Source organism: Lysinibacillus sp. VIII_CA, assembly GCF_049943995.1.
GTDB lineage: Bacteria > Bacillota > Bacilli > Bacillales_A > Planococcaceae > Lysinibacillus > Lysinibacillus pinottii.
Window position 1 is genome coordinate 171,530 of sequence record NZ_JBNFXM010000008.1, and the last position, 15,656, is coordinate 187,185.

The window sequence follows — 15,656 nt, forward strand, 5'->3', positions numbered from 1 at the left end:
CCTATTACTCCTGTTCAGGATTTCGTAAGTAATAACCTACACCACGTCTTGTGACAATCCAAGCAGGGTGACTAGGATTATCCTCAATTTTTTCACGTAAACGACGAATTGTTACGTCAACAGTACGAACATCACCAAAATAGTCATAGCCCCATACCGTTTGTAATAAATGCTCACGGGTCATTACTTGGCCAATATGTTTGCCTAAATAATGTAGCAGCTCAAATTCCCGATGTGTAAGCTCAATGGCCTCATCACGCTTCATTACTAAATAAGCATCTGGTTGAATAACAAGGGATCCTACAACAATTTCGTTTGATTCCTCTTCTGCCTCTTCTGCTACAGGTGCAGCAACCTGTAAACGTCGCATATTGGCCTTTACACGAGCAATAAGCTCTCGTGTACTAAATGGCTTAGTAACATAATCATCTGCACCCATTTCTAAGCCTAAAACTTTATCAATCTCAGAGCCTTTAGCCGTCAGCATAATAATAGGGAAGTCATATTTTTTTCGTACCTCTCTACACACTTCCATACCATCACGCTTTGGCAGCATTATATCTAGGAGCATTAAATCTGGTTGTTCCTCCTCAACCCTCTTTAGTGCCTCATCCCCATCATAAGCACAAATCACTTTATATCCTTCTTTTATTAAATTAAATTGCAGAATATCTGCGATTGGTTTTTCATCATCAACAACTAAAATTGTTTTGTTCATTCATTTTCTCCCTTTCGTTTTTTATCTATTCTTAAACATTTTGTAATTGTAAGTTCACTACTCTTAACTCTATCATGCTTTCAGTTTCCTTGCATTAATCGTTCATCAATCACTTTAAATACTTTGACATAATGGGCTATATTTCAACAAATATTTCTCGGGAAATAATAGAAAAGACAGCCCACTATTTGGACTGTCTACTATTCAAAATGTTTATCGACCTACATATGATAACGGGTTAACTAATGAACCGTTCTTTTCAACTTCAAAGTGTAAATGTGTGCCTGTCGAATTTCCAGTAGAACCCATAATACCAATAACAGAGCCCTTTTCCACTACTTGTCCCACTTCAACATTAATAGAAGATAGATGTCCATATAGTGTTGTATAGCCATTATTGTGATTAATAACAATGCGATTACCATAGGTACCAGACGTACCAGCTGCACTAACTACACCATTATCAGCAGCCAAAATATTATAGTTACTTGGACGAGCGATATCGATTCCACGGTGGAAGGCGCCCCAACGTTCACCCATACCACTTGAGATATAGCCTCCTACTGCTGGCCATGAAAATTCTCCTGTTCCACGTGAAGAGATTACCTTTGTCCCTACTACTTCAATTTGATCCACTGGCTCTTGGACAATAGTTTCTTCTAATGCTACTTTTGATGTTTGTTTACCATTTTCAGATGTTAAAGCGTATGTTGTTTCTTTTTTACCGTTAGCGCCTTCTTGCTTGACGACCTTTTCACCTTTATACATGGTAGGATCTTCTTCCACTACTTTTTTGAATGGAATTACATCTGCTACTTTCTTTTTCTTTTTAACCTCAAGATTTACAAATGGCTTAGCCACCGTTACATTTAATTCCTGCCCAACTTGTAAAACAGTTTCAACTGTTACATCTGGGTTTAAAGCTAGAAGCTCACTTGTCGTTAGATTATGCTTTTTGGCAACAGAACCTAATACATCGCCTGATTGAATTTTATAGCTATCTTGTTCAAGGAAGCCGGTCATTAAATAGTTTACAGCTTGCTCAGGTGTTAAGATTTGAGTCGGTGTAACTTTTTGTGATATCCCTGAAACTTCCTGTTTAAACGAAATATCTAAAAGTCGTGATTCACCTGCTTGTAATTCTGGCAAATTAATGGTAGATTGCTGGTTTTTCGTTAATTTATCTAACTCTTGCTGAGAAATATATTGTAGCTTCAACAATTGAACTGTTTTTTCATAGGCCTCTGTATTTTTTAATGATACGACTGGCTTATGATTTACTAGTAATGTAAAAGCATCGGATTTTGCTACTAATGATTGCTTAAGTTTTGATAATGTTTCTGCATCTTTTGTTTCATTCGTAAAAACTTGTTCCGGGATTATTTTGACAGATGAGCGAGCATCAATTGATAATTCTTTGAATTGCTGACTCGCTTCTTTTTCTTTTGATGTAATAATTTCTTGAATAGCATTCTCGTTAGATACTGCACCAATATAGTCTTCTCCCACATAGACGTGGTATATTTTATTTAAATTTTCTTTCGTATGTTCTTTAGCAAAACCCATATTTATCGTTAGGCTCGTCATTAAAACTGCTATAATCGAAACCTTTTTGAAAGAAGAAAAATTGTAGGTGAATCTATTGTTTTCTTCTTTTTTATTCCAAAACGAATTCATCAATAAAGCCCCTTCCAACTTTCCCCTGTGGTAGGATGATTTACCCACAAGGATTTTTTGCACCCTTATAATGTACCATAAAGAAAAAAGCGTTTGAATGATTTCACTCTTTTGTAATGTAAATGTATTATTTATCTACTAATTGTTACATAGAAAATATTTTATATAGTTGATAAATACTGTATTTTTATTCATTAAATGGGTGTTGAACAATGTTATTTGTTTTATGAATAACCATATACTTTGCCATTGGTATAGTATTCTTTTGTTATTTTCAAGTGAATTTAGGCATAATACTTTTTACTTTTTTAATATTCCGATAAAATATAAAAGAAGGCACATTATGGATTGGAGCGATTAAATTGAGTGATTCACAGACCTCTGATATGGCAACTAAAATGTTGCGGCATCAGAAAAGTAACATGCGTAAAACATTGCTAAGAATTATTATGGTATCGTTAGGTGCAATCATTATGGCTTTGGGCTTAGAGTTATTTTTAGTACCCAACCATATTATGGATGGAGGCATTGTAGGTGTTTCCATTATTACATCTCATTTATTACATTTACCCCTTGGTATTTTCATCTTCATTTTAAACTTACCTTTTATTTTTTTAGGCTATAAACAAATTGGTAAAACCTTTGCACTGTCTACAGGTCTAGGTATTACAGTACTCTCTACAGCAACACTTGCCTTACATAACCTACATCCATTTACGGAAGACACATTATTGGCTACAGTTTTTGGTGGAATGATTTTAGGAGTTGGTGTCGGTATTGTCATCCGTTATGGCGGTTCTTTAGATGGAACTGAAATATTGGCTATTTTATTTAATAGTAAGACTCCTTTTTCAGTTGGGGAAATAATAATGTTCTTCAACATCATTATTTTTGCAGTGGCTGGATTTGTATTTAACTGGGAACAAGCCATGTACTCCATCATTGCTTACTATATTGCTTATAAAATGATTGATATTGTCATTCAAGGTTTGGAAGAATCTAAATCAGTTTATATCATAAGTGATGCTATTGATGAAATTGGACAAACCATCATGGATCGACTTGGCCGTGGTGTGACGTTTCTTCACGGTGAAGGGGCTTATACAGGAAATGATAAAAAGGTCATCTTTACTGTCATTACTCGTTTAGAAGAATCCAAACTGAAAACAATTGTTGCGGATATTGATGACAATGCATTTTTAGCCATTGGTAATATTGCAGAGGTAAAAGGTGGTCGCTTTAAAAAGAAGGATATTCACTAAGAAAAGGGCGTACCATATACGGCACGCCCTTTTTATTGTTTTTATTTAATTATGCTTCCCAAACATCTACTAAAACGTTTGTTTGCTCACGAGCAGGTCCAACTGAGAAAGTAGCGATTTGAATACCTGTTAATTCGCTAACACGCTCTACATAGCGTCTTGCATTTTCAGGTAGCTCTTCTAAAGTACGGCATGCTGTTACATCCTCAGACCAGCCTGGAAGCTCTTCATAAATTGGTTCACATTGTTCAATAATATGAAGGTTTGCTGGGTACTCTGTAATCGTTTCACCTTTATAGTTATAGGCAGTACAGATTTTTACTGTCTCTAAACCAGATAAAACATCAATTGAGTTAAGTGCCAGATGTGTAATACCACTTACGCGGCGTGAGTGACGAACAACTACAGTATCGAACCAACCTACACGGCGTGGACGGCCTGTTGTTGTACCATATTCTCGACCAACTTCACGAATTTGCTGACCTACTTCATCAAATAATTCAGTAGGGAATGGACCATCACCTACACGAGATGTATAAGCTTTAGATACCCCAATAACACTTGTTACACGTGAAGGACCAACACCAGCACCAATCGCTACACCACCTGCTACAGGATTTGAAGATGTAACATAGGGATACGTACCTTGATCGACATCAAGTAAAATCCCTTGAGCGCCTTCGAATAATACTTTACCGCCCTCATCAAGTACATCATTCAAAATTTTAGATGTATCTGTCACATATTTTGCAATTTCTTGGCCATAGCCATAGTATTCCTCAAAAATTTCTTCAAAAGTAAGACCTTCAACTTCATAGAATTTCTCGAACAATTTATTTTTAATGGCTAAATTATGACGTAGTTTTTCTTCAAAAATATCCTTATCAAGTAAATCAGCCATACGGATACCAATACGAGCTACTTTATCTTGATAACATGGTCCGATTCCTTTACAAGTTGTTCCGATCTTATTATCACCGCGGCTTTCTTCATCCGCAATATCTTGCTTGATATGATAAGGCAAAATCACATGCGCACGATTAGAAATACGTAAATTATCTGTATTTATGCCACGCTCTTGTAAGCCTTTTAGTTCTGTTACTAATGATTTTGGATTGACAACTAATCCATTACCAATAACTGAAGTTTTTTCTTTATAGAAGATACCTGATGGAATTAAATGAAGTTTATATGTTTCACCATCAATTTTAATAGTATGTCCTGCATTATCTCCACCTGCAAAACGAGCGATTGCATCGGCTTTTTGCGAAAGGAAATCTGTAATTTTACCTTTTCCTTCGTCTCCCCACTGTGTTCCTACAACTACTACTGATGTCATAATCAGCACCTCCGTTAGATACCTGTGTATCTCAATTTTTAAGCCTCAACCATTGTAACAATGATAGAAACACCTCGTCAATAAAAAACAGTGAAAAAACACGAACATAAAATCAAAAAATCTGATTTAACGTTCGTGTTTAATAACAGAATGGTATGAATATTATCGAACATTCAGATTAATTCAGTCTAAGGTTAATTTGAAAAGGCAATTTATCTGAATGACGAGCAACATGACTAATCACGTGGCGGCGGCGGTGGCATTTGTGACCAATCCACATTAATGAATTTATTGAACTCTTTTTTAAAGGCAAGTGTAACTGTCCCCGTTGGACCGTTACGTTGCTTTGCAATAATAATTTCGATCATATTTTTACTTTCAGACTCTTTATCGTAATAGTCATCACGGTATAAAAAGGCTACAATATCTGCATCTTGCTCAATACTTCCCGATTCACGTAAGTCACTCATCATCGGACGTTTATCTTGTCGTTGCTCAACTCCACGAGATAGCTGTGATAGGGCAATAACAGGTACCTTTAATTCACGTGCTAGTCCTTTTAACGATCGTGAAATCTCCGATACCTCTTGCTGACGGTTTTCCCCTGGTTTCCCGCTACCTTGAATAAGCTGTAAATAATCAATAAGGATCATTCCAAGCCCATTTTCTTGTGCTAAACGTCGACATTTTGCACGAATTTCATTAATGCGAACACCTGGTGTATCATCAATAAAAATCCCCGAATTCGATAAACTACCCATTGCCATAGTTAGTTTACCCCAATCTTCCGTAGTTAAAGCACCTGTACGTAAAACTTGTGCATCAATATTTCCTTCTGCACAAAGCATACGCATGACAAGCTGCTCTGCACCCATCTCTAAAGAGAAGATGGCAACATTTTCTCTTGCCTGTACGGCAACGCTTTGCGCAACATTCAATGCAAAGGCAGTTTTCCCTACGGATGGGCGGGCAGCTACAATAATTAAATCGTTGCGTTGGAAGCCAGCAGTAATGTTATCTAAATCACGGAAGCCTGTCGGTATACCCGTTACATCTCCCTTTTGCGATTGAAGCTGCTCTATGTTATCGAAAGTTTCCACTAGCACGTCTTTCACATGCTTAAAGTCCCCAGCATTCTTCCGATTAGCAACCTCCATCATTTTTTTCTCTGCTTCGCCTAGTAATGCCTCTACTTCGTCTTCTCGTGTGTAGCCATCTTCAACAATTTTAGTAGCAACACGAATCAATCGACGTAACAGTGCCTTTTCCTCAACGATTTTGGCATAGTGAGCGACATTGGCAGCTGTAGGGACAGCATTGGCGAGCTCTAGTAAATAGGATAGCCCGCCAACGTCTTCAATCTCTTTTTTAGCTGATAATTCTTCCGTAACTGTTACAACATCTATTGCTTTCCCTTGATCACTTAACCGCAGCATTGTTTCAAAAATTTTCTTATGGGCATTTAAATAAAAATCATCTGCCAATAAAATTTCCGATGCCGTGATTAAAGATTGTGGCTCAAGGAAAATAGCACCGATAACCGATTGCTCCGCCTCCCGGTTATGCGGTGGAACGCGGTCCATCATCGGTTCGTTCATGGATCGTCGCTCCTTATTCTTCCGTTACATGTACTTTTAATGTAGCAGTTACTTCATGATGTAGTTTTACAGGAACATTTGTAAAGCCCAGTGCACGAATCCCGTCATTCAAAGTCATTTTACGTTTATCAATTTTAATGCCATGCACTTTTTGTAAGGCATCTGCAATTTGCTTTGTAGACACTGAACCAAATAGACGGCCACCTTCACCAGACTTTGCTTTTAGCTCAACTGTTAATGTTTCTAATTTTTCCTTTAACGCTTGTGCTTCTGCTAGTTCGGCAGCCGCATTTTTTGCCTCTAATTTTTTCTGACCATCTAATTGACTTAGAGCTTGAGCGTTTGCCTCTGCTGCATAACCATTTTTAATTAAGAAATTTTGTGCGTAACCATCTGCTACGTTTTTAATCTCACCTTTTTTTCCTTTTCCTTTAACGTCTTTTAAAAATACTACTTTCATTAGTCAGAACTCCCTTCAAAGACCTCTTCTATGGCCTCTTCTAATTGTGTTTTCACGTTATCAATGGTTTTGGCTTCTATTTGGCAGGCGGCGTTTGTTAAATGGCCACCACCGCCAAGTCTTTCCATAATAAGCTGTACATTGACTTCGCCTAGTGATCGGGCACTAATTCCTATTTTTCCATCTGCCCGATGTGCAATCACAAACGATGCACCAACATCCTTCATAGTTAGTAAAATATCTGCTGTTTGTGCAATTAAGACAGAATCATACACTTTCGATTCCTCACCTACAGCCACAGCAATTCCTGGTTTAACGAATTTAACTGTTTGCACTATTTTGGATCGTTCAATATAAGTGTCTACATCTTCTTTTAAAAGACGTTGCACTAATACTGTATCTGCTCCATTCGTTCGTAGATACGAAGCTGCTTCAAACGTACGTGCTCCCGTTCGAAGTGTAAAGCTCTTCGTGTCGACAATAATACCTGCTAGTAGGGCAGTAGCCTCTAGCATATTAATCTTTGCACGCTTGGGCTGATATTCTAATAACTCAGTGACAAGCTCAGCTGTAGATGAGGCATACGGTTCCATATAAACAAGTGTTGGATTTTCAATAAAATCCTCACTTCGACGATGATGGTCGATGACAACAACCTTTTCAGCTAGCTTTAATAAGTGTGCATCAATAACTAAATTAGGTTTATGTGTATCCACAATAACAAGCAAAGATTTTTCAGTCATTTTCCCAGCAGCTTCCTCTGGTGTTAAGAAGTTTTCATAGAAATCTGATTTACTCTCTATTTCATTCATTAAACGTGTAACACTACCATTTAATTCATCAAAATTTATAATGACATAGCCCTTTACATCATTCATTTGTGCCATTTTCCGAACACCGACAGACGCACCAATAGAGTCCATATCAGGACTTTTATGTCCCATAACAAACACTTGATCACTATCTTGAATTAAATCACGTAATGCATGTGAGATGACGCGCGCTCTAACACGTGTGCGCTTTTCAACCGGATTGGTTTTCCCACCATAGAATTTAAGCTTTCCAGTAGGTTGCTTAATTGCGACTTGGTCACCACCACGGCCTAATACAAGATCCAGACTTGATTGTGCCAATTCACCAAGCTCCACTAGGGAGGACGAACCCGCTCCTACACCAATACTTAATGTTAAAGATAAATTCTTTTGCGCTGTTTTTTCTCGGATAACATCTAAAATAGCAAATTTTTTCTTTTCAAGCTCTGTTAAAATTGATTCGTTTAATACGGCTAAAAAACGATCTGATGATATTCGTTTTACAAATACACCATGCTCAGCAGCCCACTCATTGACGATTGAAGTAACCATCGTATTCGTTAAACTACGCGGCTGGTCATCCATGGCTTGTGTGATTTCATCATAATTATCAACAAATAAAATAGCGATAACTGTACGATCTGCAAAGTATTGCTTCTCAATAGCAATCTGCTCAGTAATATCAAAGAAGTATAGTAATCGTTCCTCTTTTTTATAATAAACACGATATTTACGATCACGTAATGTAATTGTAGCCTCATTTGTTTCTTCAGTCTTCATTAGTACGTAGATATCATCAGAAATATTAACAATTCCCTCTCCTACTAATGATTCCATATTTAAGATACCTTGCATATATGGATTCGACCATTCTATTTCATATTGCTCGTTTACCAACAGTATTCCAATTGGCATTTCAAGCAATGCTTCTTCCCCTACTTTTTTCATGCGGAATGAAATGGATTCTATATGCTTTTCAGTTTCTTCAAAAGCAATCTTTTCCACCTTCCATGTGTAGACCATCAGTAAAGCAAAACCTATTCCATAACCTAGACCTATCCCGATATTCCAAATACATAGAAGTACGAACGTCACAATTCCAAAAATGGAAAGAACAAAAAGCGGATAGCGAATTGGTCGTTTTCTAAAAGTTCCCATTACAATCAGCCCCTTATTCTTTAGTCTTCCCCTTTACAAGTGAACGTACGTCAAAACCTAAATCAACGATACCTAGTAAGATCATGAAGGATGATAATGGAATAGCTAATATGGTAGCAACCCATTTAACACCATTTGGCATCCCTTTTCTAGAAATGAAATAATGGATAAATGATATCCCTTGTAGAATGAGCAGCACCCATAAAATATAAGAAACATTCAATACGATAATATCTAGTGTTGAACCAGCCTCTGGACGCATGAATAAATTAATGCATAAAACGATCATGTAATACCATAAAATAGAGCGTGGTAAGCGCATATTCTGAAATGGCGCAAATTTTGGAACATCGACACCAAGTCGTTTTAAAGCTGGTAAATTTAGCGCTATGATAATAAATGCAGCAAAAAATGCTAACATTGTTATTGTTGCAGGCATTGTCAGCTCGATCGTTTTAAACATAGCCTCGAGCTGTTCGGGCTTTATCGCTACTTGCCCTGTTACGTTTTTCGCAAATTCATTTGATTGCTCATAATTTTTGCGAGTCATCTCTAAACTCATGCTAATGAAATCAATCCCTGCAAATTTCACATAGGCAACATAAACAAGTGCCATCGAGATTAGATTAGCAATCCCCGTTGCCATAAATAAATACAGCTTACTCTTCTTCTGATAAATAGCGTTACCCATCACGACACCCAGTAACCCTAAAACAAAGGCAAATGGTAACATCGACATTCCAGTCGCTATACTTGTTAAAAAACAGCCTACTATTGCTAATAGTATCGATGAGGAACGTTTGTAATTTGCACTATACCAAGCAACCGGTAGTGGAGCGAATATTAAAGCTACTATAAAAACGAATGGTACATATGCGGAAATCAGCATTAATATTGTAAAAAGTGCAACCATCATCGAGCCTTGGACAAGCGCTTTTGTTTGATTATTCGGCATTGAAAACCTTCCTTTTTTTCAGTCAAACTTACTACCCTTTATTGTACCATTTTTTCATAGTATTGAACAAAAAACGCTTAGCTCACTATATGCTTTATTAAGAATTTTATCTAATAATCTTCTACTTCATTTTTCGATAAAAAAAACCAGCATATCCGATACGAATATCGTAATATGCTGGTTTTCAAAATTGATGTAAGGTCCATTACCTTAACGTCATCAATCTTATTTATCTTCTGCTACGAATGGAAGTAATCCCATGATACGAGATACTTTGATAGCTGAAGTTAATTTACGTTGGTACTTAGCGCTAGTGCCAGTTACGCGACGTGGTAAAATTTTACCGCGCTCAGAGATGAATTTTTTTAATAAATCTACATCTTTATAGTCGATATGCGTAATGTTATTAGCAGTGAAGTAGCAAACTTTACGGCGTTTGCGGCCTCCGCGACGTGGTGCCATAGTGTGTCTCCTCCTTATCTTTTTTTAATATTCTTGAAGCATTAGAATGGAAGATCATCCTCAGATACTTCTATCGGTCCCTTGCTATTAGCAAATGGGTCCTCATCTACACGTGTATAGTTTGGCTGATTCATAGGTGGTTGATTTTGCTGATAAGCATCGCCGCCATAGGAACCCTGTCCTGGCATAGCGCCACCAAACTGCTGCTGTGGTTGACCACCGCCATAGGACGGTTGGTTATTACCGTAAGTTTGTCCACCACCGTATTGAGGAGCAGGAGCACCGCTACCATTACGTGGTTCTAAAAACTGTACGCTATCCGCCACAACGTCTGTTGTATATACTCGCTTACCGTCTTGTCCTTCATAACTGCCTGTTTGGATACGACCTTCTACCCCAATTAAACTTCCTTTTCGCATGAAGTTCGCTAGGTTTTCAGCCTGTTTTCGCCATGCAACACAGTTAATGAAATCAGCTTCACGTTCACCTTGTTGATTTGAGAATGCACGATTCACAGCAACTGTAAATCTTGTAGACGCAATTCCATTTGGTGTATAACGTAGCTCAGGATCTTTTGTTAGTCTTCCAACTAATACGACACGGTTTATCATCAGAATGCAACCTCCTTTTCAGCGTTTTGTTAAAAAATCATTCAATATTAAGCTTCTTGGCGAACTGCAATGTGACGAATGATGTCTTCGCTGATGTTAGCTAGACGTGTATACTCGTTGATTGCATCTGAAGTAGCGTTTACTTTTACGATTTGGTAGTAACCTTCGCGGAAGTCTTGAATTTCATAAGCTAAGCGGCGTTTGCCCCACTCTTTAGATTCGATGACTTCTGCACCGTTAGAAGTTAAAACTTCGTTGAAACGTTCAACTAAAGCTTTCTTCGCTTCGTCTTCAATGTTCGGACGTACGATGTACATTAATTCGTATTTTCTCATCTGTTTACACCTCCTTATGGACTAGGCTCTCCTATATTAAGGGAGCAAGGAGCAAGTAATAAATTATTACTCACATCAATGAATTGTAACATATAGGTACTTTTCTTTCAAGTCGCAAACTAACAATTCATTTTATATAATGAACCTAACATGATTCATTCGTGAAAGGAGAACTTTTGTGCTACCAAATAAAGAACCTATTGTTATTGAATTAGATATAAAAAAATTAATGATCGACAATATTGTGATTACAAGTGGTCTTGTCATATTATTTACAGCCATTCAATATATTTGCTTTAAAGATTTTCACTTTTCTTTTTGGCCTATCGTTGGTGGAACAGTACTGTTTGTTATTCTGTATATCATTTTCATAATGTTGCATGAGGCTTTTCATTTAATTGGTTTTATGCTTTTTGGTAAAGTACCTTTGGAGTCTTTAAAATATGGCATAAACTTAGAGCTAGGTGTTGCCTATGCAACTACTACAAAGCCGCTTTACAACCACGCAATGAAACGGGCATTGTTGCTGCCATTTTGGATGACTGGCGTTCTCCCTACTATTGCAGGATTTTATTTTAATAGTACCATTTTAATACTGGTAGGAGCTTTTTTAATGGCAGGTGCAGTAGGAGATTTTGCCATGTATAAGGAGTTACAGAAATATCCCAATAATGCCTTAGTACAAGATGACCCTGAATTACCAAAGCTTTATGTTTATACAGAGAAGGACCGTTCACCAAGGTAAAATACATACATACGAAAACTAAACTCTGTCGTTAGCCATAATGTCTGAGTCTAGTCATTCCTCTTAAGGAGTTAAAAATCCATGCTGTGCGGCTGTATACAAATTCCTCCAAATTCGATTTAATCGAGAGGTTTCTGTGATAGCATCCATGCCAAGGTTACGTATTAGTTTATTTGCAATCTCTATACAAGCAGCCGCAATTTCTTTACTCATTTGTGTAAATTGCATTAGTTCTTCCTCTGTCAATGATTGATCTTGTTGATGCTTTTGCCAATATCCTGACAAGGTTGTATAGAACTGCTGCTCACATTGTTTAAAATGCTTTTGCTGTTGCATGAATAAAAACTGTAAAGCTCCCATACGCTCAGTTCGATTAGCAGCATGATTTCGTTGCTTTATTAAAATAAATGCTTCTTCTAATAAATTTTCAGTTATTCCTAGACAAACGCTTAAAAAAGAAGCCTCGGCAAAGGTTGTAAATGGAAAGGTATGTACGGAATTCCCGTAGTTATTTCTAATCGTACCTATTTGGAAAGTAGCTTCCTGAGGTATCCATACATTGTTCACGCGAATTGTATGACTTGCCGTTGCCTTCAAGCCCATTGCGCGCCAATCATGTAAAACTTCTACATCTTGACGGTCTAAGGAGCAACTAATGATATTTTCTGTTTTCATGCCATTTTGCTCTATCAAACAATTCATGGTAAAGGTTGTAGCATAGTCTGAACCACTACAGTATTTCCATTGCCCTGTTACCACATAACCTCCTTCTACCTTTATAGCAATTCCCGTTGGATAGCCACTACCTGCGATAACAGCTTCTTTTGGGGAAAAGATTCTTTCGCACATTTCTTGGCTAAATGCAGGAATAAATGCATTGCCTCCAGTCCCGATTGTAACAAGCCAACCAACATTACCATCGAGGGCAGCTATTTGTTGAAATACTTCTATTCCTTCTACTAAATCTAGATTTTTACCTCCTAGTTCATTAGCAGTGAACAATTTGAACAATTTTTGTTCATAAATAAATTCTAAGATGTCCTGGGGTAATCTTCCTAGCTGCTCAAACTCTAGGCCACGTTCTTTTATTTCGGTTATGTTCATTTGACGTCACTCCCATACTCTAAAAATTCAGATAAAATAATGATTGAAAAAAGGCAATCATTAAGATTGCCCTCTGTTCGTCTTATACATTAAAGCGGAATAACATAATATCGCCATCTTGAACTTCATACTCTTTACCTTCAAGACGTACCTTACCTGCTTCTTTTGCCGCTGCTTGAGAACCTGCCTCTAATAGATCATCATAAGCAACAGTTTCAGCACGAATAAAGCCACGTTCAAAGTCTGTATGGATAATCCCTGCACATTGCGGTGCCTTCATACCTTTACGGAACGTCCATGCACGAACCTCTTGTACACCCGCAGTGAAATACGTAGCTAAGCCTAATAAGTCATAAGAAGTACGGATTAGCTGATCTAAACCAGACTCTTTAATTCCTAATTCTTCTAAGAACATAGCCTTTTCCTCATCGTCTAGCTCTGAGATTTCTTCCTCAATTTTCGCACAAATTGTAATGACTTGCGCACCTTCAGCTGATGCATATTCACGTACCTTTTGGACATATTCATTATTGTCAGCATCGGCCACTTCATCTTCTGAAACGTTTGCAACATACAGCATTGGTTTAATTGTTAACAAATGAAGACCTTTTATTACTTTCAGTTCATCATCTGAAAGCTCAGCTGCACGCGCTGGCTTACCGTTCTCTAACTGCTCTTTAATTTTTAAGAGTACTGGCTCTTCAATCATGGCCTCTTTGTCTTTTTGTTTTGCCATTTTACTAACACGTTGGATTCGTTTATCTACCGATTCTAAATCAGCTAGTGCTAGCTCTAGGTTAATAACCTCGATATCATCGATTGGATCCACCGCACCCGATACGTGTGTAATATTTTCATCTACAAAACAACGTACAACTTGGCAAATTGCATCTACTTCACGGATATGAGCTAAGAATTTATTACCTAGACCTTCACCTTTGGAAGCACCTTTTACAATTCCTGCGATATCTGTGAATTCAAATGCTGTTGGTACTGTTTTTTTAGGTACAACTAATTCTGTTAATTTATCTAAACGTGCGTCTGGGACTTCAACGATACCGACGTTCGGATCAATCGTGGCGAATGGGTAGTTTGCAGCCAATGCGCCCGCTTTTGTAATTGCGTTAAATAATGTTGATTTTCCAACGTTAGGTAAACCAACGATTCCAGCTGTTAATGCCATGAATGGACACAACCTTTCTATAATCAGTTCAATTTTCTCTCTTATAACCTTTTCTATTATATTGATTCACTTACAAAAAGTCTAATATGCCTGAAGTTAGGCCTCATTAGCAGAAAGTAAAACCTTTTTCATTTTTTTCTCAAATTCTCTACGTGGGATCATTACGCTATGTTGACAACCTTCACACTTAATTCGAACATCAGCACCCATACGAATAATCTTCCATTTGTTCGTACCACAAGGATGTTGCTTTTTCATTTCAACAATATCATTTAAACCATATTTCTTTGCTTCCACCTTACTCACTTCTCCCCTCACCTTTGTCATAGAACATCATTTTTGGATAAGCCATTGGAATACGATGTTCTTCAAAAAGTTTTGTCACATCTCGGCGTATACTACGAGCAACTCCATATTGTTGCTGCGGTAATGTTTCAGCAGCAATACGGATCGTTACCTCTGTACCTTTAACATTTTGTACACCTAAAAACACTGGTGCTGCTATTAATTCTTTATGTTTTTCTGGTAAAGATTCTAAATAGTGATTAATAACTGTTTCAGCTTTTTCAAAGTCAGCATCAGCGGTCATTTGTAAATCTATAAAAATTTTGGAGTTGTTAACAGAGTAATTGACGACCTCACCAATTGCACCATTAGGAATGATAAATTGCTCTCCCGTCCCCCCATTAATTTTCGTAGTACGTAAGCCAATTTCTACAACCGTACCTTCTGCTCCATTAATTTTTATATAATCTCCTACACCAAATTGATCCTCAAAAATAATAAAGAAGCCCGTGATAACATCCTTCACTAAACTTTGGGCACCAAAACCGACGGCTAAACCGACAATCCCTGCACCTGCTAAAAGACCCGCTACCTTTATATTTAAAGAAGATAGAATGCCAATGATTGCAGAGAAATAAACAATATAAGAAATTACACTTTGTAATAATCTCGAAATCGTACGTTGACGTCGCTCTGAATGATTTAATGGAGAACGCATACGGATTAAAAACAATTTTTTAATCAATTTTTTACCCATTCTTACAGCTATCCATGATACTAGTAAAATCAGCACGATCTCAATAGAAGTATCAATCACATCTTCCCAAAGCTTGTCAGATGTAAGCTTTTCCCAGTATCTATCCATTAATTTCTTATTCCATTCCATCGTTTCCACCTCTTGAATAACTTGCTAAAAATTTGCGTATACTGCATAAAAATTGAGCACTTCTAA

General features: G+C 37.3%; 16 protein-coding genes. 2 read left to right on the top strand and 14 right to left on the bottom strand.

The window, feature by feature from the left end:
* Window positions 1–4: 4 nt before the first annotated feature.
* Together yycF and ACP3VS_RS13275 are read right to left on the bottom strand one after the other, a co-directional pair.
* The gene (gene yycF, locus ACP3VS_RS13270) at window positions 5–718 is read right to left on the bottom strand and encodes a response regulator YycF (protein WP_031415820.1); all 714 of its coding nucleotides are present in this window, start codon (window positions 716–718) and stop codon (window positions 5–7) included.
* A 213-nt stretch (window positions 719–931) separates the two neighbouring features.
* The gene (locus ACP3VS_RS13275; protein ID WP_036162490.1) at window positions 932–2,395 is read right to left on the bottom strand and encodes a peptidoglycan DD-metalloendopeptidase family protein; all 1,464 of its coding nucleotides are present in this window, start codon (window positions 2,393–2,395) and stop codon (window positions 932–934) included.
* A gap of 398 nt (window positions 2,396–2,793) precedes the next feature.
* Here ACP3VS_RS13275 and ACP3VS_RS13280 point away from each other — a divergent pair, with 398 nt between their 5' ends.
* On the top strand, window positions 2,794–3,657 hold the full coding sequence (locus tag ACP3VS_RS13280; protein ID WP_051800251.1) for a YitT family protein: 864 nt from the start codon (window positions 2,794–2,796) through the stop codon (window positions 3,655–3,657).
* A 49-nt stretch (window positions 3,658–3,706) separates the two neighbouring features.
* On the opposite strand, the gene ACP3VS_RS13285 is transcribed toward ACP3VS_RS13280, so the two are convergent.
* The 8 genes from ACP3VS_RS13285 to rpsF all read right to left on the bottom strand — a co-directional run bounded on the left by ACP3VS_RS13285 (window position 3,707) and on the right by rpsF (window position 11,387).
* A complete protein-coding gene (locus ACP3VS_RS13285) occupies window positions 3,707–4,996 on the bottom strand; it encodes an adenylosuccinate synthase (RefSeq protein WP_012296206.1) in 1,290 nt (429 codons plus the stop codon).
* Between the two features lie 236 nt (window positions 4,997–5,232).
* Entirely contained in the window at window positions 5,233–6,594 is a 1,362-nt protein-coding gene (gene dnaB, locus ACP3VS_RS13290; RefSeq protein ID WP_012296207.1) for a replicative DNA helicase, read from the bottom strand.
* Between the two features lie 13 nt (window positions 6,595–6,607).
* Window positions 6,608–7,054, bottom strand: a complete 447-nt coding sequence (rplI, locus tag ACP3VS_RS13295; protein ID WP_012296208.1) for a 50S ribosomal protein L9 — start codon at window positions 7,052–7,054, stop codon at window positions 6,608–6,610.
* Window positions 7,054–9,024 carry a DHH family phosphoesterase gene (locus ACP3VS_RS13300; RefSeq protein WP_036162492.1) on the bottom strand — a complete coding sequence of 657 codons (1,971 nt, stop codon included), beginning with the start codon at window positions 9,022–9,024 and terminating at the stop codon, window positions 7,054–7,056. The genes rplI and ACP3VS_RS13300 overlap by 1 nt, the downstream gene beginning before the upstream one ends.
* Before the next feature lie 13 nt (window positions 9,025–9,037).
* Window positions 9,038–9,979: a YybS family protein gene (locus ACP3VS_RS13305; RefSeq protein WP_031415831.1), complete on the bottom strand. Its 942-nt coding sequence runs from the start codon at window positions 9,977–9,979 to the stop codon at window positions 9,038–9,040.
* A gap of 225 nt (window positions 9,980–10,204) precedes the next feature.
* Window positions 10,205–10,441, bottom strand: coding sequence for a 30S ribosomal protein S18 (gene rpsR / locus ACP3VS_RS13310; protein WP_012296211.1), 237 nt, complete (start codon window positions 10,439–10,441; stop codon window positions 10,205–10,207).
* 41 nt (window positions 10,442–10,482) lie between these two features.
* Window positions 10,483–11,052, bottom strand: coding sequence for a single-stranded DNA-binding protein (ssb, locus tag ACP3VS_RS13315; protein ID WP_008177953.1), 570 nt, complete (start codon window positions 11,050–11,052; stop codon window positions 10,483–10,485).
* Between the two features lie 47 nt (window positions 11,053–11,099).
* Window positions 11,100–11,387 (bottom strand): 30S ribosomal protein S6, encoded by a 288-nt coding sequence (gene rpsF, locus ACP3VS_RS13320; protein WP_031415833.1) that lies wholly within the window; start codon window positions 11,385–11,387, stop codon window positions 11,100–11,102.
* A gap of 178 nt (window positions 11,388–11,565) precedes the next feature.
* Here rpsF and ACP3VS_RS13325 point away from each other — a divergent pair, with 178 nt between their 5' ends.
* A complete protein-coding gene (locus ACP3VS_RS13325) occupies window positions 11,566–12,132 on the top strand; it encodes a DUF3267 domain-containing protein (protein ID WP_012296213.1) in 567 nt (188 codons plus the stop codon).
* Window positions 12,133–12,195: 63 nt separating this feature from the next.
* On the opposite strand, the gene ACP3VS_RS13330 is transcribed toward ACP3VS_RS13325, so the two are convergent.
* The 4 genes from ACP3VS_RS13330 to ACP3VS_RS13345 form a co-directional block, all read right to left on the bottom strand.
* A complete protein-coding gene (locus ACP3VS_RS13330) occupies window positions 12,196–13,236 on the bottom strand; it encodes an acyl-CoA dehydrogenase (RefSeq protein ID WP_426388916.1) in 1,041 nt (346 codons plus the stop codon).
* Window positions 13,237–13,318: 82 nt separating this feature from the next.
* Window positions 13,319–14,419 carry a redox-regulated ATPase YchF gene (ychF, locus tag ACP3VS_RS13335; RefSeq protein WP_012296215.1) on the bottom strand — a complete coding sequence of 367 codons (1,101 nt, stop codon included), beginning with the start codon at window positions 14,417–14,419 and terminating at the stop codon, window positions 13,319–13,321.
* 96 nt (window positions 14,420–14,515) lie between these two features.
* Window positions 14,516–14,716 (bottom strand): DUF951 domain-containing protein, encoded by a 201-nt coding sequence (locus ACP3VS_RS13340; RefSeq protein ID WP_012296216.1) that lies wholly within the window; start codon window positions 14,714–14,716, stop codon window positions 14,516–14,518.
* Between the two features lies 1 nt (window position 14,717).
* The gene (locus ACP3VS_RS13345; protein WP_426388918.1) at window positions 14,718–15,590 is read right to left on the bottom strand and encodes a mechanosensitive ion channel family protein; all 873 of its coding nucleotides are present in this window, start codon (window positions 15,588–15,590) and stop codon (window positions 14,718–14,720) included.
* Window positions 15,591–15,656: the final 66 nt, after the last annotated feature.